This window comes from Sphingobium limneticum, assembly GCF_008710165.1.
Taxonomy (GTDB): Bacteria; Pseudomonadota; Alphaproteobacteria; order Sphingomonadales; family Sphingomonadaceae; genus Sphingobium; species Sphingobium limneticum.
Genome location: NZ_VYQA01000010.1, coordinates 147264 through 170870, shown reverse-complemented (window position 1 = coordinate 170870; position 23607 = coordinate 147264). Strand labels below are relative to the sequence as shown.

Genomic DNA, 23607 nt, shown 5'->3' with positions numbered 1-23607 from the left:
TCGCAGGGCTTACTTCAGGTTGCCCGAAACGTTGTTGAAGGTGCCGCCGAGCTTGGTGCCCAGGCTGGTCATCGCGCCGATGGCAGCGACGGCGATCAGAGCGGCGATCAGGCCGTATTCGATCGCGGTGGCACCCTTTTCGTTCTTCAGCATCTTACGGATGAACTGCATGTGATGTCTCCTTGGAAATGGATTACTACGTTTAACTACCCGGCCGCCCCGCATGGTAATTCGTGGTCAGCGAGGATCGAATTAGACAATGGCGGTTGAGAAAATCTTAATGCGGGAAAACACTGTCAAATATTGATGGTTAATGTTTGGTAACTTCCGTCGCGACGTTGTTCCACATGCCGGATGTCTTCCTGGCGACATTGTTGAGCGCCAAAAGCATGGCGAGAACGATCATCGCGATGATCAACCCATATTCGACCGCCGTGGCGCCGCGCTCGCAGCGGAGCAGGCGCAAACGGGCCAGCATTTCGACAAGCGCACGCATATTAACCCCGTTTCGCTACAGACAGTCCCCGGTCGTCGTGTAAAGGAAGCAGGGTTAACAAAGCCCTCCCGACTGGACCGACATGGCCTCTTTTTCTCCCCTGATGGTAGTTGCCGTAGCGTTGGTGGACGCCGATGGCCGCGTGCTGCTGCAACAACGGCCGCCCGGCAAGGCGATGGCCGACCTGTGGGAATTCCCCGGCGGCAAGGTGGAGCCGGGCGAGACGCCGGAGGCGGCGCTGGTGCGCGAGCTGGAGGAGGAGCTGGGGATCGAGACGCATGCCAGCTGCCTGGCGCCTGCGACATTCGCCAGCGAACCGCTCGGCGACCGGCATCTGCTGCTGCTGCTCTATGTCTGCCGCAAGTGGAAGGGCGTGCCAGAAGCGCGCCATGCGACCGCGCTCAAATGGTTGAAGCCCGCGCACATGTATGCGCTGGACATGCCGCCGGCGGACCTGCCGCTGATCGGGCTGCTCGAAGCGCTGCTGTAATATCGAGATTTTATAGGACGGGTTCCCCGGCGCAGTTGATGGGAGGCGCGTGCCTTCCATCAAGGGTCCAGATCAGAGCGTGGAACTGGGCCCCGGCCTACGCCGGGGAACAGGGAGTTTCGGCGTCATATCATTATTGGCTGGTACAACATAAAAGGGGCGCCCCGCAGGACGCCCCTTTTTATAAGATTCGAGCATCTCGGCCTGGGCCGGCGCAGGCCGGGAATCAGTCTTCCTTCGCCTTGCTCTGAAGCTGAACATAATTCTGGATGCCCATGCGCTCGATCATTTCGAACTGGGTTTCCAGCGTGTCCACATGCTCTTCCTCGCTTTCGAGGATATACTGAAACAGGTCGCGGCTGACGAAATCCTTGATCGATTCGCAATAGGCGATCGCTTCGCGCAGGACCGGCAGCGCTTCATATTCCAGCTCGAGGTCGGCCTTGAGGATTTCTTCGACCGTTTCGCCGATCTTGAGGCGGCCGAGCAGCTGGAAATTGGGCAGGCCATCAAGGAAGAGAATGCGTTCCGCCACCTTGTCGGCGTGCTTCATCTCGTCGATGGATTCTTCATATTCGAACTTCGCCAGCTTATCGATGCCCCAATGGTTGAGGATGCGATAGTGAAGGAAGTACTGGTTGATCGCGGTCAGCTCGTTCTTGAGCACCTCGTTGAAATATTCGATGACTTTCGCGTCGCCTTTCATGGCGCTATACTCCGGCAATTGGGGAACGGCCGGCTTATAACGTTTAAGGCATAGGCTGTTAAGGCCAAAAACCGCAGAAAATGGCGGTTTTTCAGTGCGCTATTGCTTCATGCTCGCAACTGTAACGTGCAGTTGATTCGCATTCCAGTCAGCGCGACTTCACGCCGATGCGCGTTCCGCCGCGATCAGCGTCCGCGCGAAGGGGACGCACTGCCCGCATTTGGGGCGGCGGCCATATTGGGCATAGGCGCTGCACGGCGTATCCGCGCCGTTGCGCGCAGCTTCCCGTACATCCTTTTCACGAATGGCATTACAAACGCAGACGACCATCGAAGACACTCTCCTGACGAATCGGGAATAGCGTGTCTGATAATGGGTCGCAATAGTATTCAGTCGCTTTTGCGAATCTTTTGCGACCGGCCGTTGATCAGGCTGCGCCACAGCCATTCGGCGGGGCCCATCGCGAATCGGTCGGCATAGGGTTTCGACCAGGCCAGCATCGCCACCCATCCGGCCAGCACGAACAGCGGCAGCGCGGCCGGTGGCAGTTTGGCGAAGAGGCCGAGGCCCCAGCCATAGAAAAGCGCGGTCATGACGAGGCTGGTGGCGAGATAGTTGCTGAGCGTCAGCCGGCCGGCGGCGGCGAGGCGGGCGACCAGGGGATGGTCGCGATGGCGGGCGGCAAGCCAGAGGATGAGGGCGGCCCAGCCCACGGTGAGCGGGATGCGGAACGGGAGCGACCAGGCCAGCGCCACGCCATAAGCGGGAAGCGGCGCAAAGCCGCTGAGCGCGACCCAGAGCGCCAGTGCGGCCATGGGCGGCACGCCGATCAGGAAGCAATGGCGAGCGGTGCGGCGATATTGGTCCGCGTCCCAACGACCGGTGAGAAAGCCGCCCTTCAGCATCGCCATGCCCAGCAGCATGAAGCCCATGGTTTCGAAGGCGGTGAAGAGGAAGCCCCAGAGCCAGTCGCCCGGCACGCCGATCAGCTTATGCTGGAGGATCGTGGCGAAGCCGCCGCGATAGGTGAGGATTTCCGCCTGGGTGGAGGAGCTGGCGGGATCGGACAGGGCGGCCATGAAGGTCAGATAGCCGTCGCGCATCATACCGGTCGCGCCGGGGTCTGCGGCGGCATGGCCCCACAGATAGAGGCTGGCGATGAAGGTGGCGCACAGCAGGAACTGGAAGAAGAAGAAAAGCAGCGCGCGTTTGACCAGGGCAAAGGGTTCCAGGTTCACGAACAGCAGCGCGAACAGGCTGACCAGCGCATAGACGCGCAAGATGTCGCCCCACCAGAGCAGGAAGAAATGGGCGCAGCCAAGGACGAACAGCCAGCCCGCGCGGACCATCTGCGCCCGGCGGCCGTCGCGCCCGGCCATTTCCTCCCGGTCGATCAGCAACAGCATCGACGCGCCGAACAGCAGGGCGAAGAGGCCGCGCATCTTGCCATCGATGAGGATCAGGCTGACCGCCCAGGCGGCGATGTCGGCGGCCGAAGGCGTGCCGGCCACCGCCGGGTTGAAATAGGCGTTTTGCGGCAGGGCGAAGGCGGTGATGTTCATCCACAAGATACCCAGCACCGCGCAGCCGCGCAGCACGTCCATGGCCCGGATACGAGGGGCGGGGTTGCGGGGGGAGGCGGTCATGAAGCGGATGGTCCCTGCTGATACTGGCCAAATGGGCAAAGCTCTGCCATGCGCCTAGAGCCTTTCCCCAATCGGTGGAAAGGTTCTTGTTTCTTGCAGTCGCATTTTAGCTGCGCTGGCCTGCCGCTCCAAGGCGTGAACCATGACTGATCAACCGAAAATGCTCCGTCCATGAACGATGCCCGCAAGCAACGGATAAGCGACACATTCGGTGCGGCGGCGGCGCATTATGACGGGCATGCCGGGCCGCAGCGGCTGGCGGCGAGCCTGGTGGCGGATATTGCCCAGCGGCAGCAGCCCGATGGGGTGACGCGGATATTGGAGGTCGGGTGCGGCACCGGCTTTTTGACGCGCGATATTCAGGCGCGCTGGCCCGGCGCGGAGTTGATCGCGACCGATATTTCGCCCGGCATGCTGGAGCAGGCGGCGGCCAATGGGCGGGTCGCGGGCCGGTTCATGACGATGGATGGAGAGGCGCCGGTTTTCGACGGGCCTTGGTTCGACCTGATCCTGTCCAGCCTGGCATTTCAGTGGTTCGACGATCTGGAAGGCGGCATCGCGCGGCTGGTGGGGTTGTTGCGGCCGGGCGGGAGCCTGATCTTCTCCACAATGGGGCAGGGGAGCTTCGCGCACTGGCGCGCGGCGCATGCGGCCTGCGGGCTGGTGGCGGGCGTGCCGGACTATCCGTCGCTGGATGCGTTGCGGGCGATGCTGGGGCGCCATGCAGACGCATTTGCCTTCGACGAGGATTATGCGCTGGGCTGTGGCGGCGCGCGCGGGCTGATCGCGCATCTGAAGGGGATCGGAGCGGTGGTGCCGGTCGACGGGCGCAAGCCGTTGGGCCCGACCGACCTGCGCCGGGTGATGGCCGCGTTCGAGGCGGAGGGCGGCGAGGATGGCTATCAGGTTTTGTTCGGCCGGGTGACGCGGCCGGACTGAGCGCGGCCGCCTCCGCTTGATTGCGCACCGGAAAGCGGCGATCGCCGGGCAGGACGGGCTGGTGCGGGCGGTTGGGGCATGGCATGTCCGGGGCATGACGCTGACCATCCGCCCTGCGCTTTCATCCGACGTGGAAGCCCTGTCCATCCTCAAGCTGACGGCGTTCCGGCAGACCTTCATAGATGGCTTTGCCGTGCCCTATCCGCCGGCTGACCTCGCGCAGTTCGAGCAGGAGAGTTATGGCGTCGATCGGGTCGCGGCGGAGCTGGCCGATCCGACCCATGCGACATGGGTGGCGCAGGACGCGGATGGCGCTTTGCTGGCCTATGCGCATGTGGGGCCGTGCAAATTGCCGCATCCGGACGCGTCGGCGGATCAGGGGGAATTATATCAACTCTATGCGCTGAACGCCGCGCAGGGGCAGGGCATGGGCGGCGCGTTGATGCGCGTGGCGATGGATTGGCTGGCAGCGGCAATGCCAGGGCCGGTGTGGCTGGGCGTATGGTCGGGCAATGACCGGGCACAGGCCATTTATGGCCGGGCCGGTTTCACGAAGGTCGGCGAATATGGCTTTCGGGTCGGTAGCTGGACCGACCATGAATATATCTTCTGCCGCGACGGTACGGATCAGTCCTTGTAGACGATCGTCACCTTGTCGGCGGCGGCCTTTGCAAGGGCGCGGGCGGCGTCGGCGGCGTCGGCGCGGGCGATGGCCACGCCCATGCGGCGATAGGGGCGGGTGGTCGGTTTGCCGAACAGGCGGATATCGACTTCGCCGCCCGGCGTCGCGAGCGCGTCGGCCAGCCCTTCATAATGGAAGTCGGCGGAGTCGCGATCGGCCAGGATGACGGCGGAGGCGGAGGGGCCGCGCAGGGTAATGTCCGGGATGGGCAGGCCCAGGATCGCGCGGGCATGCAGATCGAATTCGCTCAGATTTTGCGAGAGGAGCGTCACCATGCCGGTGTCGTGCGGGCGGGGCGACAGTTCGGAGAAGATGACGTCTTCGCCCTTCACGAAATATTCCACCCCGAAAATGCCGTAGCCGCCCAGATCGTCGACTACCTTGCGCGCCATATCCTGCGCGGCGGCAAGGGCGGTGTCGGACATGGGGGTAGGCTGCCAGCTTTCCTGATAATCGCCCCGTTCCTGCCGGTGGCCGATCGGCGGACAGAAATAGACGCCGTCGCGGGTGCGGATGGTGAGCAGGGTGATTTCATAGTCGAAGGCGATAAATTCCTCGACGATCACGCGGCTGCGGTCGCCGCGCATGTTGGCGACGGCGTAGGTCCAGGCGGCCTCCAGTTCGGCGGCGCTGCGGACCGTGCTTTGCCCCTTGCCGGAAGAGGACATGACCGGTTTGATGACGCAGGGAAAGCCGGTGTGGTCGGCGCCGGCGATCACCTCGTCCAGGCTTTCGGCATAGCGATAGCGTGACGTGCGCAGGCCGAGGTCCACGGCAGCGACTTCACGGATGCGGTCGCGGTTCATGGTCATGATGGTCGCGCGGGCGGAGGGGACGATGGTGATGCCCTTGCTCTCGAAATCGGCGAGGACTTCGGTGCGGATCGCTTCGACTTCGGGGACGACGAAATCGGGCTGATGCTTTTCGATCGCGGCGGCGAGCAGATCCGCGTCCAACATGGAGAAGATTTCGAAGCCGTCCGCCACCTGCATGGCGGGGGCGCCCGCATAGCTGTCACAGGCGATGACCTGCGCGCCCAGGCGCTTGGCGGAGATGGTGAATTCCCGGCCCAGCTCGCCCGAACCCAGGAGGAGGATCTTGGCGGTGAAGGGCATGGGGAGACTCCTGTGACGTGACAAAGCCCCTGACAACAAGGGCAAGAACCATCCTCTCCCGTCATCCCGGCCTTGAGCCGGGAGCCTGCTTTTCTCGTCGCCGTCGCTGCAAAAAGGCAGCTGGACCCCGACGCGAGGCCGGGGTGACGGTCGGTTTTTACAGTTCGCTGTCCATGAGGGCGGGGAAGAAGCCTTCATGCGCGGTGCGCAGCGTGTCGATCGCGACGCCTGCGACCGTGCTGCCGCCGACGGTGCCGATCTTGACCGCGCCGGGGACGTCCACGCCCGCCGCCGTGGTGACGACATAGCGGCCCTGATCTTCGCCAAAGGCCGATGCGGTGGTGAGGGCGACGTCCAGCGTCGCGCCGACCTTGCCCGCCAGCGCCATTTCCGCGATCGTGACGATCAGGCCGCCGTCCGCGATATCATGCACGGCGGTCGCCCTGCCCTCTGCAACAAGCGTGCGGACGATGTCGGCGTTGGCGCGCTCTGCGGCCAGATCGACCTTGGGCGCTTCACCGGCTTCGCGGCCGGCGATTTCGCGCAGCCAGATGGTCTGGCCGAGGTGCGAACCCTCTCCGCCGATCAGCCAGATCGCGTCGCCTGCATTCTTGAATGCGACCGTCGCCATGACGTCCACATCCGCCAGCAGGCCGATGCCGCCGATCGCCGGGGTCGGCAGGATCGCCGAGCCGCCGCCGGTCGCCTTCGATTCATTGTAGAGCGAGACGTTCCCCGACACGATCGGGAAGTCGAGCGCACGGCAGGCGTCGCCCATGCCCTCCAGACAGCCGGTCAGCTGCGCCATGATTTCGGGGCGCTGCGGGTTGGCGAAGTTGAGGCAGTTGGTGACGGCAAGCGGGGTGGAGCCGACGGCGCTCAGGTTGCGATAGCATTCGGCGATCGCCTGCTTGCCGCCTTCATAGGGGTCGGCATAGCAATAGCGCGGCGTGCAGTCGGTGCTGATCGCGATGCCCTTTTGCGCGCCATGGACGCGCACGACCGCGGCGTCGCCGCCGGGGCGCTGCACCGTGTCGGCGCCGACCATGTGATCATATTGTTCCCAGATCCAGCGGCGGCTGGCGATGTCCGGGCTGCCCAGCAGGGTGACGAGGTCCGCGCCGATATCCGCGCTTTCCGTGATGTCGCCCAGCGGTTCGACCTTCGACCAGATCTTATACTCGTCCTTGGGCATGGAGGGACGGTCGTAGAGCGGCGCGTCGTCGGCCAGCGGGGCGAGCGGGATATCGCAGACGATCTCGCCCTTATGCTCCAGCACCATGCGGCCGCTGTCGGTGACATGGCCGATGACGGCGAAGTCGAGTTCCCACTTCTTGAAGATCGCTTCGGCGAAATCCTCGCGGCCGGGCTTGAGCACCATGAGCATGCGCTCCTGGCTTTCCGACAGCATCATTTCATAGGTGGTCATGCCGGTTTCACGCTGCGGCACATCGTCCATCTTGAGGTGGAGGCCCACGCCGCCCTTCGACGCCATTTCGACGCTGGAAGAGGTGAGGCCGGCCGCGCCCATATCCTGAATGGCGACGATCGCGTCGGACGCCATCAGTTCAAGGCAGGCTTCGATCAGCAGCTTTTCGGTGAAGGGATCGCCGACCTGCACGGTCGGGCGCTTGGCGTCGGCGTCGTCGCCGAAATCGGCGCTGGCCATGGTTGCGCCATGGATGCCGTCGCGGCCGGTCTTCGACCCCACATAGACGATCGGGTTGCCGACGCCGCTGGCGGCCGAATAGAAGATCTTGTCGGTGTCCGCGACGCCAACGGTCATCGCGTTCACCAGGATGTTGCCGTCATAGGCGGGGTGGAAATTCACCTCGCCACCCACGGTCGGCACGCCCACGCAATTGCCGTAGCCGCCGATGCCATGCACGACGCCCGCGATCAGATGCTTCATCTTGGGGTGGTCGGGGCGGCCGAAGCGCAGCGCGTTCATGTTCGCCACCGGGCGCGCGCCCATGGTGAATACGTCGCGCAGGATGCCGCCAACGCCAGTCGCCGCGCCCTGATAGGGTTCGATGTAGGACGGGTGGTTGTGGCTTTCCATCTTGAAGATCGCGGCCTGACCATCGCCGATGTCGACTACGCCCGCATTTTCGCCGGGGCCGCAAATGACCTGCGGGCCTTTGGTCGGCAGCTTCATCAGGTGGATCTTGGAGGATTTATACGAGCAATGTTCCGACCACATGACCGAGAATATGCCCAGTTCCGTCAGGTTCGGCTCACGGCCGATCGCCTTCAGTACGCGGTCATATTCTTCCGGGCTGAGGCCATGTTCGGCGACGACTTCCGGGGTGATCTGGGGCGATGTGCTGGACATGCCCGCGCCTTTAGCGAGGGCGAGGGCGAAGGGCAATGGTGGGCGTGCGGGGCGAGGCGATGGGATCAGGCCGTAACGAACCCCCGATCGGTCAATTTCAGGGCGCGCAGGTCCAGTTTCATGTCGTTGCGGAAGCGGATGACGGCGGCGTCGCCCAGTTTGCGCTTCATGGCGGCGTCGCCACGTTGCCCGGCTTCGATCCAGGCTGTGCCCTGAACGAATTGATTATACATGAAAACTTCGGCCAGTTCCTGCCGCTGCGCTTCGGTGAAGCCGGCCATGCTGGCCGCGACCTGTCGCCGCACGGCCATGACCTGCGCCGGCCGGGTGGTTTCGACGCCATTGGCCATCTGCCAATTCTGGACCCAATAGGCGGCGAAGGCATCCGCCAGATCGCCGGGCTTCAGACCGTCGGATTGCATCTGTTTGGTCCAGAGGGCGAAAATGTCATGCTGCTGCATCACCTGCCGCATGGCGGCTTCGCCTTGCGAGCCGGACGTCTGCCTGATCCAGGCGAGAAATTGTTCGCGCACCCGCGCGGTGACGGCGGGGGAGGCGACATAGCGGGTGGGATGCGCCTTCGCCGGGGGCGGTGCCGGGAGAGTGGGCTTGATCGGGCCGGCCTTGCGATCGGGCGCGCGGGGCTGGTCGCCATCATGGGGGGTCTGCATGTGGCGGTGCAGGCTGTCCATGCGGACATTGTCCATCATGGAACTCATGAAGGCGCTGTTGCCAAAACCGCTGAACGTATCGTCGGCGCGGGCGGGCGCGGTGGTGATGCTCGTTGCCAGCAACAGCGTCATGCCCGTCGCGAGAAAACGGCGTCCAAGGCTCATGCAATCCCCCGTCGATTTTGCTGAGAAGCAAATGCCTGGGGATCGGGAAAGTTGCATGCCGGTGCGGCGGGCCGATCATCCGGCCGCGTCAACCGTTCGTCGCGGCGGCAACCTTTCGTTAACGGCCTTCCCTAAAGTTCATGGGTGGAGCGGGGTGGCGATTCGACGGAGATTGAGGCCACAGAGAGGTTTTCCATGAAGGGGAGTGACTTCTTTTATTTTTCCAGCCGTTGCAAAAAGCAGCGTCTGATGGAGCAGGCGTCCACATCGGAACGCGCCAGGGCCGCGCACCGGCGGCTGGCCAACGCTTATGCGGATCGTGCCGCGCTGGCGATGTTCAACAATGAGTGATGGGTGATCGCATATGATGCACCTGTTCGTGCTGAGAGGCTGAGCCCTTGGAATCCCCGTGTCCAAGCATCATGCGCTGCGCGCATCCTTCGACACGCCATTTCGACTTCGCTCAATAGCTACTCAGGACGAACGGTGCAGGTTTATCAGGCGCAATAAAAAGGCCGGACCTTCAGGGAAGGCCCGGCCTGGCAATCAGGAAGGTCGTGCGACTCAGACGTGGCAGGCCTGAGCGCTCTTGCCCGGCACGGTGATGGTCACGTCGTTGCCCGAACCCTTGACTTCATAGCCGCCCTCGGCGGTGAAGGGCTGGCCGGCTTCGGCCGCCTTGAGCGCGGTGGCGGTGCCGCCCTTTTCGGTGCGCAGCAGCGCGCTCTTGTCGTCGCTCATATAGTCGACGAAGATCAGGCTGTTGTCCTTGCAACGGAACTGCTTGTTCGCCTTCACCGACGGCGGCAATTCGACCGGCGCGGCGTTGGCAAGCTGAGCCGCCATCGGGTCGGCGGGGCCGCCCACGACTTCGGGTTCGTCATTCTTGTTGCAAGCCGACAGCAAAGCGACGCTGGCGACGGCGATAAGGGGGAGATAATGTTTCATAGCGATCCTTTTATGTGCATGCGCAACATGGTGCGTCAACGCAAAACTACGACGTTCCCGCTATGCCCCCTGAAATGACGTCATGACCTTTTGATGACAGCGGGCGCTATGCTTGCTTATTGCCGGGGCGGGCTTGACCGGGCGCGTGACGGCGGCCAATGCAAGGGAATGGCTGAGGATATTTCCACCCCCGACACCGAAACATTGTCGTTCGAGGACGCGCTGCGCGCGCTCGAAACGATCGTCCGGCGACTGGAAAGCGGCGACGTGCCGCTGGACGAGTCCATTTCGCTCTATGCGAAGGGCGAAGAATTGCGCAAGCGCTGCACCGAACGGTTGCAGGCGGCCGAAGCGCGCATCGCCAAGCTGACGGTCGACGCCAATGGCGCGGTGACCGGCGCCCAGCCCTTCGGCGCGGATTGATCCGCATGACGGGGGGAGGAGAGAGCGCCTCCGCAACGGCGCTGGTGACGGCGCGGGCGGGCGAGGTCGCGCAGGCGATCGACGCCGCGTTCGACCGGTTGCTGCCCTTGCCGCAGGATGCGCGCGTCCGCCTCTATGATGCGATGCGGCATGCCGCGATCGGTGGCGGCAAGCGGCTGCGCCCGCTGCTGGTGCAGGCGACCAGCGACCTGTTCAACATTTCCCGCGACTCGGCGCTGCGCGTAGGGTTGGCGGTCGAGTGCATCCATGTCTATTCGCTGATCCACGACGATCTGCCGGCGATGGATGATGACGATATGCGGCGCGGCAAGCCGACCGTCCACAAGGCGTTCGACGAGGCGACGGCGATATTGGCGGGCGATTGCCTGCACGATCTGGCGTTCGAGATATTGGCCGACGAGGAGACGCATCCCGATCCGTTCGTGCGGATCGAACTGGTGCGCGCGCTGGCCGCCGCCAGTGGCCCGGCTGGCATGGCGGGCGGGCAGATGATGGATCTGGAAGCGGAAAAGACCCGCTTCGACCTTGCCACCGTCACGCGGCTCCAGAATTTGAAGACCGGGGCGCTGATCGCTTTCTGTGTCGAGGCCGCCGCGATCATGGCGCGTTTGCCGCATGAGGCGCGCACCGGCCTGCACGGCTATGCCCGCGACATCGGCCTGGCCTTCCAGATTGCCGACGACCTGCTGGACGTAGAAGGCGACGCGGCGCTGGCGGGCAAGGCGTTGGGCAAGGATGCCGCGGCGGGCAAGGAAACCTTCCTGTCGCTGATGGGCGTGGAACGGGCGCGCGAGCAGGCGCATATGCTGGTGGCGCAGGCCAAGGCGCATCTGCATGGCCATGGTCCCGAAGCGGACCTGCTGCGCGCCATTGCCGACTATATCGTGGAGAGGGATCGCTAAAAGTCATGAGCAAACAGCGTATCGGCGTCTATCCCGGCACTTTCGATCCCATCACGCTTGGCCATATGGACATCATCCGGCGCGGCGCGAAGCTGGTCGACAAGCTGGTGATCGGCGTGACCACCAACATCGCCAAGTCGCCCATGTTCTCCGACGAAGAGCGACTGGAGATGGTGCGCCGCGAATGTGCGGGGATCGACACGGACATCGTCGTCACCGGCTTCAATTCGCTGTTGATGGACTTTGCCGAGTCGCAACAGGCCAGCGTCATCATCCGGGGCCTGCGCGCGGTCGCGGACTTCGAATATGAATATCAGATGGCGGGCATGAACCAGCAGATCAACGGCCGGATCGAGACGGTTTTCCTGATGGCGGACGTATCGTTGCAGCCGATCGCGTCGCGGCTGGTCAAGGAAATCGCCCTCTATGGCGGGCCGATCCACAAATTCGTCAGCCCGGTGGTGCGCGACGAAGTCGCCGCGCGGGTGGAAAAGATCGGGCGAAAAGGGACGGTGAGTCTTTAGGGGAGAACCGCACCAGCCCGCTCCCCCACCCGGCCGCCCAATCAGGATACACTGTGGGGGGGCCGGGTGGGGGAGCGGGCTGGTGCCGCATTAAAATGCGCTCTGCCGCGCATTTTACCAAGGACTCGACCGTTTCAGCCTTCGTTCAGTTGCCAATCGCGATCAGGGCGCTATCAGGGCGGCTTGGCCCCATGGCTTTTACGAGATCAAGGAACTTCTGCTCCATGCGTTTTACTAGCGCGCTCAAGACTGTGGCGATCGGTTTCGCCCTTACCGCGTCCGGTGTGGCCCTGGCCCAAGGGGGCGGCGGCAAGGGCGAAGACATGAAGAAGGCCGAAGCCGCCGTACGCGCGCAGGACAATGCCAAGTCGCTGGGTCATGACCTGACGCCCAAGCTGCCACCGGCCACCATTCCTGCCGATCCGCAGAATATCTGGGATCTGGACCTGTCGAGCGGCGGCCGCGTGCGCATCCAACTGCGTCCCGATATCGCGCCGGCCCATGTCGAGCGGATCAAGGAGCTGACGCGTCAGGGCTTCTACAACGGCCTGAAATTCCACCGCGTCATCCCCGGCTTCATGGCGCAGGGCGGCGATCCCAAGGGTGACGGTACCGGCGGTTCGACGCTGCCCGACCTGAAGGCCGAATTCAATCCGATGCCGCATCTGCGCGGTACGCTGTCGATGGCGCGCGCCCAGAGCGAGGACAGCGCGAACAGCCAGTTCTTCATCGTGCTGCTGCCGCGCATGCAGCTGGACAAGAAATATACCGTGTTCGGCCGCGTGATCGAAGGCATGCAATATGTCGACGCGATCCATGAAGGCGAGCCGCCGGCCGACCCGAGCGTGATCCTGCAGGCGTCGATCGAGAGCGACGGCAAGCCGCCGGTGACGGTCGCGCCCACGCCGCCCGCACCGCCGGTGTCGATCGTCGACACGGTCAAGGCAAAGCCCAAGCCCAAGGCTCCTGCGGCCAAGCCGGCGCCCAAGAAGGTCGCGCCGAAGAAATAACGAGCCGATCCGGCTTTTGCTGTCCTGTAAAGGCCCCGGTCGCTTCTTTCGAAGCTGCCGGGGCCACGCCGTTTGGATGAAACGTCCCGAGCCATGCGCGTAGACCTGTTCGATTTCGACCTGCCGCCCGAGAATATCGCATTGCGGCCCGCGTCGCCGCGCGACAGTGCGCGGATGCTGCTGGTGCCGGGCGACGGGGCGATGCAGGATCGGATCGTGCGCGACCTGCCCTCCATGCTGCGCGCGGGCGACGTGCTGGTGTTCAACGATACCAAGGTCATTCCCGCCCAGCTGGAAGGGATGCGGGGGGAGGCGCGGATCGGCGCGACGCTGCATAAAAGGCAGGGGCCGCGGCAATGGCAGGCCTTTCTGCGCAACGCCAAGCGGGTGCGGGCGGGTGACCGGATCGATTTCGGCGCGGGCGTGACGGCGATCGCCGGGCCGCGCGACGAGGATGGCGGCGTGACGCTGGATTTCGAAGGCGACGAGCCGGTCGAGGTGCTGCTGGAGCGGGCGGGGCGGATGCCGTTGCCGCCCTATATCGCGAGCAAGCGCCCGACCGACGAGCGCGATCGCAGCGATTATCAGACGATGTTCGCGCGCGAGGATGGTGCGGTCGCCGCACCCACCGCTGCATTGCATTTCACACCGGCGCTGATGGCGGCCATCGCCGACGCTGGCATCGCGACCGAGACGCTGACGCTGCATGTCGGGGCGGGCACGTTTCTGCCAGTCAAGGCGGACGATACCGACGACCACCGCATGCACGCCGAATGGGGGCGGATCGACGCGGCGACGGCGGATCGGCTGAACGCGGCGCGGGCGGCTGGCGGTCGGCTGATCGCGGTGGGCACCACATCATTGCGTCTGCTGGAAAGCGCGGCGGGCGAGGATGATGTCATCCGTCCCTTTGCCGATGAAACGCGGATATTCATCACGCCGGGCTATCGTTTTCGGGCGGTCGATGGGCTGATGACCAATTTCCATTTGCCCAAATCGACGCTGTTCATGCTGGTCAGTGCGTTGATGGGGACGGAGCGGATGCGGGCCGTCTATGGCCATGCGATCGAAACGGGATATCGTTTCTACAGCTATGGGGATTCATCGCTGCTGCTGCCGTGACGGCATGGCTTGTCTGACGCAGCCGATGCTGCCGATGCCCGAGCGAGGCGGAGCATGGTCGCAGCGCCAGGATGGATCGTTCGCGAATGTCGGCGGATGATCCTTTGCTGCGGCGCGAACATGGACATTATATAGCCAGATGATCGCGGGCCTCTGCGACGTGGCGGCGGCGCGCAGGATGCGGTTCGCATCGGCTTTGTCATCGACGACGACAGGCTGGACCGGGATGTTCAGCCCTTCGCGTTGCTGGAAATAGCCGCCGAGGGCCTCCAGCGATGCACGGTCCATGATCTTTGCCGATGATGAATCCCACAGGAACAACAGGCGATCGGGTTTCGCCGCAGCAACGAAATCGCTGCTCTCTTCATAGCCGTACATGGCGCGCTGCCCCAATTCGCCCCGCATCAGGTCCAGATTGAGCGTGGGCAGCAGGAAGGCCAAGCCCAGGCCAAGCGCTGCATAATCGGGCCGCGCCGTGCGCTTTATGAGCAACGTAAGTCCCAGCATCGCGGTCGGCACCAGGGGGACGAGGTAGCGGTTGGTAAGGGATGGCTGCGCAAGGCTGATCAGGATGGCGAGCGTGAGCCCGATGACCGCCGAGAGAACAGTAAGCAGCAGCGCGCCGTCGTGACGCGTCGGGGTTTCGCGGATAGTGGACCGTCTCCGGCGATGATGGACGATCGCGGCGAGAAAGGTTGCCGTCACCGCCGCCAGAGCGATGGGGTTATGCGCGCCCAGAACATAGGTCATGTTGAGCAGGCTGCTGAGGAGCGACGTATGCTCGTACCAGGCCGCGTCGGGCCGGGCATAATCGGACAGGCGCGACATGTGATAGGCGAACCAGACCAGGCCGGGGATCGCCAACAAGCCGGCGGGCCAGCGTCGTGCCAGCTGAAAGCCGTAACGGTACAGAAGGACGAGCGCCTGACCCACAAGCAGGACGGCCGCATAATAATGGGTGAGGAACATCAACGTGCCCAGCCCGACCCAGAGCATGGCCCGGTTTAGCGTCAATCGCTCCAGCATATGGGCGACGGCTAGGCAGGATCCGGTGGCCAGCAGCAGCATCAGGCCATAGCCGCGCGCATCGACCATGAGGCCGAGATTGGATGGCCAGAGCAGGATCAGCGCGGCGAAGGTCCAGATGCCGGCGCGGTCGAGCGTGCGCGGCGGCCAGATCAGCGGCAATAGGGCAGCGGCCAGCACGAACAGAAAGGAGGGCAGGCGCATCGCCAAATTGCTGTCACCGAACAGCGATACCCAGCCGGTCAGGAAGACATAATAAAGCGGCGGATTGCAATCTAGCCAGGCTTCCCGCCAAAAGGACGACCAGTCGGGGCGCGTCGCGATCATCCCGCTCCATGTCTCATCGAGCCATAGCGGGGTCACCTGCAACATATGCAGGCGCATGGCCATGGCGTAGATCGCGCACAGGACAAGGAATCCGCAGAGCAAAATGGTCGGTTCCACGATGGACCGACGCGCGGTGATAGTCATCGACAAGGATCTGCCCCCAACTTGATGCGCGGGACCATCGCCGATCATGGTTAAGAAGGAGATAACCCGCGGGCGATTTGATGGGCAGCGATCGTCATGCAGGCGTGGCCGCGCTCAGGCCTTCCCCACGAACAGGAAGCCGACCGCGCCCATGATGCAGGCGAAGGCGGCGAGGTGACGCCAGTGGAGCGGTTCGCCCAGCACCGTCACCATGAAGCCGCCGAAGATGATGAGCGCGATCGCTTCCTGTGCGACCTTGAGCTGGCCTGCGCTCCAGCCGCTGGCAAAGCCGATGCGGTTGGCGGGGACGGCCAGGCAATATTCGAACAGGGCGATGCCCCAGCTGATCAGGATGACCAGCAGGATCGGTTTGTCCATTCCGCCTTTCAGATGCCAGTACCAGGCGATGGTCATGAAGATGTTGGATATGATCAGCAGAATGATGGTCGGCATGGCACCAGGCTCGCGCGGGGAGGGTGCGATGCTTTGGCATTGCAGATGGCGGTTGCGCAAGCGGGCATGCAAAAAGGCCCGGCGTCGATGCGCCGGGCCTTTTCATTCCTAGAGTTGCAGATCAGCGATAGCGCGTGCTGCTGTAGCTGCTGCTACTGCTGCCGGCGGTGCCTTCGCCGTTCCAGCTGCTCTGGTCGCGGTCACGGTCGCCGAACAGGGCGTTCTGTTCGCGTTCGGTGCGCCAGGCGTCCTGCGCCTGCTCTGCGGTCTTTTCCAGCGTCACCTTGGTCGCGTCGACGGATTTGATCCAGCTCGACGGGATGGAATGGTGGACGCCGCCGGCATCGCTGTCGCTCTTGGTCAGGATGATGCGGTCGCCGCGCAGCTTGTCGACGGTGCCGACATGTTCGCCGTCGCTGCCGACCACTTCATGATGTTCTCGCACCTGAGTGATCGCCTGGCGCTGTTCGCCGCGGCGGCTGCGCCATGTGCCGAATTCGCTGTTGAAGCGGTCGCGATTGTCGCGCTGATATTCCGCATAGTCGCGATCGAGTTCCTCGATCCGCTGCTGGCGCCAGCTGTGATAATTGCTGTCGTGATGGGCGCCATAATCCTGTTGCGGACCAAAGGCACGCACGCGGTGATCCTCGCTGGCATAGCCGCTGCGTTCGCCCGTATAAGGGGTGAAACCGCGATTGGGCAGGTATTCGCTGCGCGCGGCGCTGGCATAGCCCAGGCGGCTGGACTGGTCGCGCGGGTCGCCATAGGGGCGGTTATAATATTCGTCATATTCCCGGCGGCGCTCGGCTTCTTCATCGCCGAACCAGCTGCGGATCTCGTCGCCGGCGCGGTCGAAAAAGCCGCGATCGTCATAATCATAGTCGCTGGGGGGGCGGCGATAGTCGGGGCCGCCAAACTGGCCGCGCGTGCCGTAACGATAGCCCCGATCGCTGCGGCCATAGTCGCGCTGACCGCGATAGCGATCGCCGCCGCGGTCCAGATTGCCGGAATATCGGTCTTCGCCACCATAGCGGCGTCCGCCTTGGTAACCCATCGTCCTTCTCCTTCTATGGATGACGCCAGTGCGGCGTCCACGAAGGGTTCAATGAGTGGGCGGTGGCATCGTTCCGGGCGTTACGCAGGGGTAATGTCCTGCCCATCGGGCGTCCTGTCGCGTCGGAAATAGTCGCTTTTTCTGCGGCTTGATCCAGATCAGTCGCGCGCCCTGCTTTTTGCGCAAAATGCTGTTGCAAGGGCCAAAACGCTATCCTATAGCCAGCGCACCTTCGGGGGCCTTAGCTCAGCTGGGAGAGCGCGTCGTTCGCAATGACGAGGTCAGCGGTTCGATCCCGCTAGGCTCCACCAACCCCTTTCACGGGGTTGATCCGAAGGACTTTACCGCCAGCGCCGGATGCGCGTAGAGCGGTTTCCATGACAGATGAGAATGACGCGGCCGAGGATAAGGGGCGGCCCGCCGCCACGGTCGTTATCGTGCGCGACCGGCATGATGGGCCGCCCGAACTGCTGATGGTGGAGCGCGCGTCGAGCATGGCCTTTGCTGCCGGCGCGCTGGTCTTTCCCGGCGGCGCGGTGGACGAGGCGGATCATGATTTGGCCGCGCGGATCGACCATGGGCTGGAGCCGGACGAGGCGGCGGGGCGGATCGCCGCCATTCGCGAGACGATCGAGGAAGCGGGGCTGGGGATCGGCCTGACGGGCGCGGTGGATGCGGCAGCGGTGCTGCGGCTGCGCGACGGGTTGCATGACGGGCGCACGCTGGGCGAGATGCTGGAGCGGCTGGGGCTGGGGGTAGCGCTGGAGGCACTGACGCCCTTTGCGCGATGGCACCCCGCACGGTTCGAACAGGCGCGGCGGGTGTTCGATACGCGCTTCTATATCGCCCGCGCGCCCGAGGGGCAGGTGGCAAGCGTCGATACGACCGAGAATGTGCGGCTGTTCTGGAGCAGCGCGGCCGACACGCTGGCCAAGGCGGCGGCGGGGGAGGCGCAACTGGTGTTTCCGACGCGGCGCAATCTGGAGCGGCTGGCGTTGCATGATGGCTATGCGGCGCTGATTGCGGATGCGGGCGCTTATCCGGTCGAGAAGATACGGCCGTGGCAGGAGGAGCGGGACGGGGAGGTGCATTTGTGCATCCCCGATCATCTGGGTTATCCGGTCGTAACGGAACCGATGACCCGCGTTCGGCGTGTATAGCATGTGCGACGATTGCATCTGACCCTGCGCCGCCTGCTGTGGCTGGCCGCCTTCGCTTGTCTTGCCCTGCTGGCCTATGGCGCGATGCGGCAGCGGCCGCAGGATATGCCCTGGACGCCATTGGATCTGGATCAGCCGGTCGGCCTGTTTACCGGGCGCAAGCTGGCGGCTTTGACCGGCGATGCAGCCGGGTGCCGGGCGCTGCTCGACCGGGCGGGGGTGGATTATGTCGCGATGAAAGCGGGCGGGGCGGACCAGTGCCGCTATGCCGATGCGGTGCGGCTGCGGGCGGAGGCGGGTGCGATCGGGCTGGTGCCGGCAGCGGTGGCGCCGTCCTGCCCGGTAGTCGCGGCGTTGAAGCTATGGGAATGGCAGGTGGTGCAGCCTGCCGCGGAGCGCGTCTATGGCCAGCCCGTTCGGTCGATCCGCCATTTCGGCAGCTATAGCTGCCGGCGCATATATGGGCGCGGTCAGGGCGATTTCAGTGAACATGCGACGGCCGATGCGATCGACGTCGCGGCCTTCGTGTTGAAGGACGGGCGGCAGGTGAGCGTGCTGAAGGATTGGAAGGGGACGGGCAAGGACGCGGACTTCCTGCGCGCGGTGCGGGATGGGGCGTGCGGGCTGTTTTCGACCGTGCTGTCGCCCGATTATAATGCCGCGCATCGCGACCATTTCCATCTGGATCAGGCGGAGCGCGGCGCGATGGGGGGACGGGCGTGTCGGTGACATAGATGGCTCCCCTCCCTTGAAAGGGAGGGGCTAATCAATGGCAGTTACTGCCCGAAGCTGCTTTCCCGTGCCAGGCTGACCGCTTCGCGCGCCGCCGCCAGCAGGGCGCCGCTCTTCGCCTCGCATTCGCGCTGTTCATATTCGGCGGTCGAATCGGCGACGATGCCGGCGCCGGCCTGGACATGCATGACGCCATCCTTCAGCACGGCGGTGCGCAGGACGATGCAGCTGTCCATATTGCCGTCCGGTCCGAAATAGCCGACCCCGCCGGCATAGGCGCCGCGCGTTTCGGGCTCCAGTTCGGCGATGATCTCACAGGCGCGGACCTTGGGCGCGCCCGACACGGTGCCGGCCGGGAAGCCTGCGAACAGGGCGTCGATCGCATCCTTGTCATCGCTCAGGCGGCCGACGACGTTCGACACGATGTGCATGACATGGCTGTAAAATTCGACGGTGTAGCTTTCCGTCACGGTCACCGATCCGGCGGACGCGACCCGGCCGACATCGTTGCGGCCCAGGTCCAGCAGCATCAGATGCTCGGCCCGTTCCTTGGGATCGGACAGCAGGCTTTCGCGATTGGCGGCATCCTCGACAGCGTTCTTGCCGCGCGGGCGGGTGCCGGCGATCGGTCGGATCGTGACTTCGCCATTGCGGGCGCGCACGAGAATTTCCGGCGACGAACCGATCAGCGCGAAGCCGGGCAGGTCGAGATAATAGAGGAAGGGCGAGGGATTGATCCGCCGCAGCGCGCGATAGAGGGCGATGGGCGGCAAGGTGAAGGGGCTGGTGAAGCGTTGCGCCAGCACGACCTGAAAGATGTCGCCGGCGACGATATAGTCCTTCGCCTTTTCCACCATCTGCGCATAGCGGCCCGGTTCCAGCACCGGGGTGATGTCCACGTCGGCAATGTCGGCTGGCGCTGGGACGGCGGGCAGCGGCGCGGCGAGGCGGGCGGCGGTGGCGTCGATCCGCTCCAGCGCGGCGTCGATCGCCTTGTCCGCGTCGGTGAAGCTGCCCTTCCACACCGGCGCGACCAGATAGAGGGCGTCGGCCAGCCGATCGAAGACCAGGATCACGGTCGGGCGAACGAACAGCATGTCGGGCACGCCGATATCGTTGGCGGCGGGGCGGGGCAGTTTTTCCACCAGCCCGACCGTTTCATAGCCGAAATAGCCGACGAGGCAGGCGAGCGCGGCGGGCAGGGCCGGGTCCATAGGGGCGCGGCATTCGGCGACCAGATCGCGCAGCGCGTCGAGCGCGCCCTTGTCTTGCGGCACGAAGGCGTCGCGGTCGGTGGCCCAGTGGCGGTTGATGTCCGCAGTCTGGCCATCGGCGCGGAAGACGAGGTCGGGGGCGAGGCCGATCAGGCTGTGGCGGCCGCGCACGGCGCCGCCCTCGACCGATTCCAGCAGATAGTCGCCCCGGTCCGGCTCGAACAATTTGAGCGCGGCGGAGATGGGCGTGTCGGTGTCCGCAATCTGCCGTTTCCACACCAGCGCGGATTCGCCCCGAGCCAGCGCGGCGCGCGCGGTCGCAATGCCGTCCGTCATCCCACCCATCGCGACCATCTTACTGTTCGCCGCTGTTGGTGGCGGCCAGCGCGTTGCGGACCTGATCAACCGCCTTGGCATTGCGGGTCACGCCCAGATCCTTTTCGATCGCGCGTTCGAACTGCTGGCCATATTCCTGGCCGACCACTTCGGACAGCTGGGTGCGAACCTGATTGAGCAATTCCGGCTGGCCCTTGGCATCGCCGCGCTCGATCTTGTTGAGCTGTACGACGAAGTAACCGCGATCCTGGCCGATCGGCAGGGTCTTGACCGTGTTGGCGGCCATCGAGAAGAGGATGGCGACTTCGGCCGGCGGGCGCTGTTCACCGCGCATGATGTCGGCGCGGCGGCCGCCCAGCGTCTGCGGCGCGGGCAGCTTGACGCCGGCCTGCGCGATGGCGTCGGCCAGCTTCGCGCCCTTGGCGACCTTCGCCTGGATCTGCTCGGCCAGGGCCTTGGCCTTCTGGTTGCCGGCGTTCAGCTTATATTGCGCCAGAACCAGCTGCTTGACCTCTGCCAGCGGCGGCGGGGCGGCGGCGACGATCTCGCCCGGCGCGGCCAGCGCATAGCGCTTGTCGGCGGTGATCGGGATCAGCTGCGCATCATCGTCGGCGCTCATCGAGAAGACCGGGGCGAGCAGCGGTTGCAGGTCGGGACCGGCGGTGAAGGCGGAATCCTTCACCTGCTTGCCGGTGGCCAGCACCAGCGGGCTGGTTTCCAGCTTCAGGCCGTTATCCTTCACCACTTCGTCGAAGGTGCCGCCGTCGCCGATCGCATCCTCGATCTTGCCGGTGAAGTCGGTCAGCAGCTGCTTTTCCTTCTGCACGCGCAGGGCGGCGACGATCTCTTCACGCACGGCGGCGATCGGACGGGCCGGGGTTTCCTTGGCAGCGGTGACGCGCACCAGCAACCAGCCGAGCGATCCGCGCACCGGACCGATCAGGTCGCCCTGCTTGGCTGCGAAAACGGCGTCGGCGACGGTCTTGCCGGCGGAACCGGTCAGCGCTTCGCGGCTCTGGTCGTTGGCGGTCGATACGGCGAGGCCGGCGCTCTTGGCGGCGTCGGCGAGGCTCTTGCCGGCCTTCACCTGATCGTCGATCGCCTTGGCACCCGCCTGCGTGGGCAGCACCAGCTGTTCGATGCTGCGCGTCTGCTTGGCGGCGTAGGCGGCCTTGTTCTGGTTATAATAAGTGCCGATCTCCGCATCGGTCGGCTGCGCGGCCTGGGCGAAGCGTTCGGCGTCGATCACGGCATAGCGGATGCGGCGCTGTTCGGGGATGGTGTAGCGGCTGGCGTTCTTCTTGTAGAAATCGGCCAGCTGCGCGTCGGTCGGGTTCTTTTCTTCGAGGAAAGCGAAGGCCGGGATGGCTGCGACCGTGCCCTGACGCGCTTCCAGCAGCAGCGAGGCATAGGGCAGGACCAGGCTGTCGGTCAGCTTGACGCCAAGGCCCACGGGCGCGAGCAGTTGGCGCTGGAGGATTTCGCGGCTGATATCGTCGCGCAGCGCCTGTTCGGTCAGCCGTTCGCGGGCCAGCAGGGCGCGGAAACTGTCGTTGCTGAAATTGCCGGCCGCATCCTGGAAGGCGGGGATCTGCGCGATCTGCGCATCGACCAGCCGCTTGGAGATATGCACGCCCTGATCGTCGGCAAAGGCGCGCAGCGTCAGCGAGGCGACGAGCTGGTCATAGACCTGCTTACCGCCGCCCTGCGCGAAGAAGTCGCCGATCTGGAGGCCCGGATTGGACCGGCGCGCATTTTCGAACACGCGCTGCACGCGATCCTGCAATTCGGATTCGGACAATTTATAGCCGCCCGCCTTGGCCGCGGTCCCGCCGCCACCGATGGAACCGCCGAACTTGCCGCTCGAAATGTCCCCCATGATGAAGGCTGCGGCGATCACCCCCAGGAAGAGGATGGCGAAGAGCGCGCCGAACTTGGAGCGGATGAAGCTGCGAAAGACAGAAAGCATGGGGGTTCCGGAACTGCGGCTGTGTGGCGGCCCGCTTTAAGGGCGGATGCGCGCGGCGGCAAGGCTTGGACTGGACAAATGCGTGAGCGCCGTTCATCGGCTGTGGCAGCATCCGGCTTTCTTCGAGGAGACGTGCGGGTAAAGACCCGACGGCGAAGGGGCAGGGGGCGACGTGCAGCAATAATCACAAGGAACGCTTTGATGGGCAGGCGCAAGCTGGTTGTCGGCAATTGGAAGATGAACGGGATGCGCGCGCATCTGGACGAGGTCGAGGCGATCGGCGCGGTCGCGGCGGCGCATCCGGATGTGGAGGTGGGCCTGTGCCTGCCCGCGACGCTCATCATGGCAGGGTTCGAACGACGGGGCGCCGCCTTCATCGGCGCGCAAAATTGCCACATGGATTTCAGCGGTGCCTATACCGGATCGCTGTCGGCCGAGATGTTGGCCGAAGCCGGCGCCAGCTGGGTCATTACCGGCCATAGCGAACGACGCGAGGCGCGCGGCGAAACCAATGCCGACATCGCCGCCAAATCGGTCGCCGCGCATAATGCGGGCATCAATGTGATCCTGTGCGTGGGCGAAACGCTGGCCGTGCGCGATGCCGGGCGGGCGGAACAGGTGGTGGCCGACCAGTTGCTCGCATCCCTGCCCGAAGGGGCTGCGGCGGACTGGCTAGCGGTCGCCTATGAACCCATCTGGGCGATCGGCACCGGCCGCATCCCGACGATCGAGGCGGTGGCCACCATGCACGCGGCCCTGCGCGCGGCCCTGGCCAGCCGCATCGGCGCGGAAGCGGACAAGGTGCGCATTCTCTATGGCGGGTCGATGAATGGCGACAATGCGGCCGACCTGATGGGGATAGCGGACGTCGACGGCGGGCTGGTGGGCGGCGCAAGCCTGACCGCCGCGAAATTCGCGCCGATCATCGAGGCGGCCGACAGCAAGCTGGCGGCTGCGGCCTGAAATAAAAAGCCAACAGCCGTTCGTTTCGAGCGTG

At 64.6% G+C, this 23607-nt stretch carries 26 protein-coding genes and 1 tRNA gene; 13 read left to right on the top strand and 14 right to left on the bottom strand.

What is annotated here, in order from left to right:
• Positions 1-9: 9 nt before the first annotated feature.
• Both F4U95_RS14720 and F4U95_RS14715 read right to left on the bottom strand, forming a co-directional pair.
• Positions 10-171: a Flp family type IVb pilin gene (locus tag F4U95_RS14720; RefSeq protein ID WP_150426207.1), complete on the bottom strand. Its 162-nt coding sequence runs from the start codon at positions 169-171 to the stop codon at positions 10-12.
• A gap of 139 nt (positions 172-310) precedes the next feature.
• Positions 311-496 (bottom strand): Flp family type IVb pilin, encoded by a 186-nt coding sequence (locus tag F4U95_RS14715; RefSeq protein ID WP_120250516.1) that lies wholly within the window; start codon positions 494-496, stop codon positions 311-313.
• 82 nt (positions 497-578) lie between these two features.
• On the opposite strand from F4U95_RS14715, the gene F4U95_RS14710 reads away from it, so the two are divergent.
• Positions 579-986, top strand: coding sequence for a (deoxy)nucleoside triphosphate pyrophosphohydrolase (locus F4U95_RS14710; protein WP_150426206.1), 408 nt, complete (start codon positions 579-581; stop codon positions 984-986).
• 226 nt (positions 987-1212) lie between these two features.
• On the opposite strand, the gene bfr is transcribed toward F4U95_RS14710, so the two are convergent.
• The 3 genes from bfr to F4U95_RS14695 all read right to left on the bottom strand — a co-directional run bounded on the left by bfr (position 1213) and on the right by F4U95_RS14695 (position 3338).
• Positions 1213-1692, bottom strand: coding sequence for a bacterioferritin (bfr, locus tag F4U95_RS14705; RefSeq protein ID WP_120250514.1), 480 nt, complete (start codon positions 1690-1692; stop codon positions 1213-1215).
• Positions 1693-1851: 159 nt separating this feature from the next.
• Positions 1852-2022, bottom strand: coding sequence for a (2Fe-2S)-binding protein (locus F4U95_RS14700; RefSeq protein WP_120250513.1), 171 nt, complete (start codon positions 2020-2022; stop codon positions 1852-1854).
• 59 nt (positions 2023-2081) lie between these two features.
• Positions 2082-3338: a DUF418 domain-containing protein gene (locus F4U95_RS14695; RefSeq protein WP_150426205.1), complete on the bottom strand. Its 1257-nt coding sequence runs from the start codon at positions 3336-3338 to the stop codon at positions 2082-2084.
• Between the two features lie 171 nt (positions 3339-3509).
• On the opposite strand from F4U95_RS14695, the gene F4U95_RS14690 reads away from it, so the two are divergent.
• Positions 3510-4277: a methyltransferase domain-containing protein gene (locus F4U95_RS14690; protein WP_150426204.1), complete on the top strand. Its 768-nt coding sequence runs from the start codon at positions 3510-3512 to the stop codon at positions 4275-4277.
• Positions 4278-4293: 16 nt separating this feature from the next.
• Positions 4294-4917, top strand: coding sequence for a GNAT family N-acetyltransferase (locus F4U95_RS14685; protein ID WP_246171602.1), 624 nt, complete (start codon positions 4294-4296; stop codon positions 4915-4917).
• Here F4U95_RS14685 and purT read toward each other — a convergent pair.
• The 3 genes from purT to F4U95_RS14670 all read right to left on the bottom strand — a co-directional run bounded on the left by purT (position 4905) and on the right by F4U95_RS14670 (position 9245).
• A complete protein-coding gene (gene purT / locus F4U95_RS14680; RefSeq protein WP_150426203.1) occupies positions 4905-6074 on the bottom strand; it encodes a formate-dependent phosphoribosylglycinamide formyltransferase in 1170 nt (389 codons plus the stop codon). The two genes, F4U95_RS14685 and purT, sit on opposite strands and share 13 nt — an antisense overlap.
• 157 nt (positions 6075-6231) lie before the next feature.
• Positions 6232-8409: a phosphoribosylformylglycinamidine synthase subunit PurL gene (purL, locus tag F4U95_RS14675; RefSeq protein ID WP_150426202.1), complete on the bottom strand. Its 2178-nt coding sequence runs from the start codon at positions 8407-8409 to the stop codon at positions 6232-6234.
• A gap of 65 nt (positions 8410-8474) precedes the next feature.
• Complete coding sequence (locus tag F4U95_RS14670) at positions 8475-9245, bottom strand: DUF6683 family protein (protein WP_150426201.1); 771 nt, start codon at positions 9243-9245, stop codon at positions 8475-8477.
• Between the two features lie 195 nt (positions 9246-9440).
• On the opposite strand from F4U95_RS14670, the gene F4U95_RS24600 reads away from it, so the two are divergent.
• Positions 9441-9596, top strand: a complete 156-nt coding sequence (locus F4U95_RS24600; protein ID WP_161600394.1) for a hypothetical protein — start codon at positions 9441-9443, stop codon at positions 9594-9596.
• A 213-nt stretch (positions 9597-9809) separates the two neighbouring features.
• Here the strand turns inward: F4U95_RS24600 and F4U95_RS14665 are convergent, their stop codons facing one another.
• Positions 9810-10193, bottom strand: a complete 384-nt coding sequence (locus F4U95_RS14665; protein WP_120250506.1) for a hypothetical protein — start codon at positions 10191-10193, stop codon at positions 9810-9812.
• A 168-nt stretch (positions 10194-10361) separates the two neighbouring features.
• Between F4U95_RS14665 and F4U95_RS14660 the strand changes: the two genes are divergently transcribed.
• The 5 genes from F4U95_RS14660 to queA all read left to right on the top strand — a co-directional run bounded on the left by F4U95_RS14660 (position 10362) and on the right by queA (position 14195).
• A complete protein-coding gene (locus F4U95_RS14660; protein WP_120252107.1) occupies positions 10362-10616 on the top strand; it encodes an exodeoxyribonuclease VII small subunit in 255 nt (84 codons plus the stop codon).
• A 5-nt stretch (positions 10617-10621) separates the two neighbouring features.
• Positions 10622-11539: a polyprenyl synthetase family protein gene (locus F4U95_RS14655; RefSeq protein ID WP_120250505.1), complete on the top strand. Its 918-nt coding sequence runs from the start codon at positions 10622-10624 to the stop codon at positions 11537-11539.
• Positions 11540-11544: 5 nt separating this feature from the next.
• Positions 11545-12063: a pantetheine-phosphate adenylyltransferase gene (gene coaD, locus F4U95_RS14650; RefSeq protein WP_150426200.1), complete on the top strand. Its 519-nt coding sequence runs from the start codon at positions 11545-11547 to the stop codon at positions 12061-12063.
• 224 nt (positions 12064-12287) lie between these two features.
• Positions 12288-13073, top strand: a complete 786-nt coding sequence (locus F4U95_RS14645) for a peptidylprolyl isomerase (RefSeq protein WP_150426199.1) — start codon at positions 12288-12290, stop codon at positions 13071-13073.
• Positions 13074-13166: 93 nt separating this feature from the next.
• Positions 13167-14195 (top strand): tRNA preQ1(34) S-adenosylmethionine ribosyltransferase-isomerase QueA, encoded by a 1029-nt coding sequence (gene queA / locus F4U95_RS14640; protein WP_150426198.1) that lies wholly within the window; start codon positions 13167-13169, stop codon positions 14193-14195.
• On the opposite strand, the gene F4U95_RS14635 is transcribed toward queA, so the two are convergent.
• The 3 genes from F4U95_RS14635 to F4U95_RS14625 form a co-directional block, all read right to left on the bottom strand.
• Positions 14175-15698, bottom strand: coding sequence for a glycosyltransferase family 39 protein (locus F4U95_RS14635; protein ID WP_161600393.1), 1524 nt, complete (start codon positions 15696-15698; stop codon positions 14175-14177). The two genes, queA and F4U95_RS14635, sit on opposite strands and share 21 nt — an antisense overlap.
• 108 nt (positions 15699-15806) lie before the next feature.
• Complete coding sequence (locus F4U95_RS14630; protein ID WP_120250499.1) at positions 15807-16145, bottom strand: DMT family protein; 339 nt, start codon at positions 16143-16145, stop codon at positions 15807-15809.
• A gap of 121 nt (positions 16146-16266) precedes the next feature.
• Positions 16267-17199 (bottom strand): DUF2171 domain-containing protein, encoded by a 933-nt coding sequence (locus F4U95_RS14625; protein ID WP_150426196.1) that lies wholly within the window; start codon positions 17197-17199, stop codon positions 16267-16269.
• 235 nt (positions 17200-17434) lie between these two features.
• Between F4U95_RS14625 and F4U95_RS14620 the strand changes: the two genes are divergently transcribed.
• The 3 genes from F4U95_RS14620 to F4U95_RS14610 all read left to right on the top strand — a co-directional run bounded on the left by F4U95_RS14620 (position 17435) and on the right by F4U95_RS14610 (position 19088).
• A tRNA-Ala gene (locus tag F4U95_RS14620) sits at positions 17435-17510 on the top strand.
• A gap of 66 nt (positions 17511-17576) precedes the next feature.
• Positions 17577-18359, top strand: coding sequence for an NUDIX hydrolase (locus tag F4U95_RS14615; protein WP_150426195.1), 783 nt, complete (start codon positions 17577-17579; stop codon positions 18357-18359).
• 3 nt (positions 18360-18362) lie between these two features.
• Complete coding sequence (locus F4U95_RS14610) at positions 18363-19088, top strand: extensin-like domain-containing protein (protein ID WP_150426194.1); 726 nt, start codon at positions 18363-18365, stop codon at positions 19086-19088.
• A 47-nt stretch (positions 19089-19135) separates the two neighbouring features.
• Here the strand turns inward: F4U95_RS14610 and trpE are convergent, their stop codons facing one another.
• Positions 19136-20659 (bottom strand): anthranilate synthase component I, encoded by a 1524-nt coding sequence (gene trpE / locus F4U95_RS14605; RefSeq protein ID WP_150426193.1) that lies wholly within the window; start codon positions 20657-20659, stop codon positions 19136-19138.
• 1 nt (position 20660) lies between these two features.
• Positions 20661-22610 carry a SurA N-terminal domain-containing protein gene (locus F4U95_RS14600; RefSeq protein ID WP_120250494.1) on the bottom strand — a complete coding sequence of 650 codons (1950 nt, stop codon included), beginning with the start codon at positions 22608-22610 and terminating at the stop codon, positions 20661-20663.
• Between the two features lie 201 nt (positions 22611-22811).
• Between F4U95_RS14600 and tpiA the strand changes: the two genes are divergently transcribed.
• The gene (gene tpiA, locus F4U95_RS14595) at positions 22812-23573 is read left to right on the top strand and encodes a triose-phosphate isomerase (RefSeq protein ID WP_150426192.1); all 762 of its coding nucleotides are present in this window, start codon (positions 22812-22814) and stop codon (positions 23571-23573) included.
• The last annotated feature ends 34 nt before the right edge of the window (positions 23574-23607 follow it).

Excerpts from the sequence above, each read along its gene's own strand:
- F4U95_RS14720 (WP_150426207.1), bottom strand. The coding sequence starts at position 171 with ATGCAGTTCATCCGTAAGATGCTGAAGAACGAAAAGGGTGCCACCGCG.
- F4U95_RS14715 (WP_120250516.1), bottom strand. The coding sequence starts at position 496 with ATGCGTGCGCTTGTCGAAATGCTGGCCCGTTTGCGCCTGCTCCGCTGC.
- F4U95_RS14710 (WP_150426206.1), top strand. The coding sequence starts at position 579 with ATGGCCTCTTTTTCTCCCCTGATGGTAGTTGCCGTAGCGTTGGTGGAC.
- bfr (WP_120250514.1), bottom strand. The coding sequence starts at position 1,692 with ATGAAAGGCGACGCGAAAGTCATCGAATATTTCAACGAGGTGCTCAAG.
- F4U95_RS14700 (WP_120250513.1), bottom strand. The coding sequence starts at position 2,022 with ATGGTCGTCTGCGTTTGTAATGCCATTCGTGAAAAGGATGTACGGGAA.
- F4U95_RS14695 (WP_150426205.1), bottom strand. The coding sequence starts at position 3,338 with ATGACCGCCTCCCCCCGCAACCCCGCCCCTCGTATCCGGGCCATGGAC.
- F4U95_RS14690 (WP_150426204.1), top strand. The coding sequence starts at position 3,510 with ATGAACGATGCCCGCAAGCAACGGATAAGCGACACATTCGGTGCGGCG.
- purT (WP_150426203.1), bottom strand. The coding sequence starts at position 6,074 with ATGCCCTTCACCGCCAAGATCCTCCTCCTGGGTTCGGGCGAGCTGGGC.
- purL (WP_150426202.1), bottom strand. The coding sequence starts at position 8,409 with ATGTCCAGCACATCGCCCCAGATCACCCCGGAAGTCGTCGCCGAACAT.
- F4U95_RS14670 (WP_150426201.1), bottom strand. The coding sequence starts at position 9,245 with ATGAGCCTTGGACGCCGTTTTCTCGCGACGGGCATGACGCTGTTGCTG.
- F4U95_RS24600 (WP_161600394.1), top strand. The coding sequence starts at position 9,441 with ATGAAGGGGAGTGACTTCTTTTATTTTTCCAGCCGTTGCAAAAAGCAG.
- F4U95_RS14665 (WP_120250506.1), bottom strand. The coding sequence starts at position 10,193 with ATGAAACATTATCTCCCCCTTATCGCCGTCGCCAGCGTCGCTTTGCTG.
- F4U95_RS14660 (WP_120252107.1), top strand. The coding sequence starts at position 10,362 with ATGGCTGAGGATATTTCCACCCCCGACACCGAAACATTGTCGTTCGAG.
- F4U95_RS14655 (WP_120250505.1), top strand. The coding sequence starts at position 10,622 with ATGACGGGGGGAGGAGAGAGCGCCTCCGCAACGGCGCTGGTGACGGCG.
- coaD (WP_150426200.1), top strand. The coding sequence starts at position 11,545 with ATGAGCAAACAGCGTATCGGCGTCTATCCCGGCACTTTCGATCCCATC.
- F4U95_RS14645 (WP_150426199.1), top strand. The coding sequence starts at position 12,288 with ATGCGTTTTACTAGCGCGCTCAAGACTGTGGCGATCGGTTTCGCCCTT.
- queA (WP_150426198.1), top strand. The coding sequence starts at position 13,167 with ATGCGCGTAGACCTGTTCGATTTCGACCTGCCGCCCGAGAATATCGCA.
- F4U95_RS14630 (WP_120250499.1), bottom strand. The coding sequence starts at position 16,145 with ATGCCGACCATCATTCTGCTGATCATATCCAACATCTTCATGACCATC.
- F4U95_RS14625 (WP_150426196.1), bottom strand. The coding sequence starts at position 17,199 with ATGGGTTACCAAGGCGGACGCCGCTATGGTGGCGAAGACCGATATTCC.
- F4U95_RS14615 (WP_150426195.1), top strand. The coding sequence starts at position 17,577 with ATGACAGATGAGAATGACGCGGCCGAGGATAAGGGGCGGCCCGCCGCC.
- trpE (WP_150426193.1), bottom strand. The coding sequence starts at position 20,659 with ATGGTCGCGATGGGTGGGATGACGGACGGCATTGCGACCGCGCGCGCC.
- F4U95_RS14600 (WP_120250494.1), bottom strand. The coding sequence starts at position 22,610 with ATGCTTTCTGTCTTTCGCAGCTTCATCCGCTCCAAGTTCGGCGCGCTC.
- tpiA (WP_150426192.1), top strand. The coding sequence starts at position 22,812 with ATGGGCAGGCGCAAGCTGGTTGTCGGCAATTGGAAGATGAACGGGATG.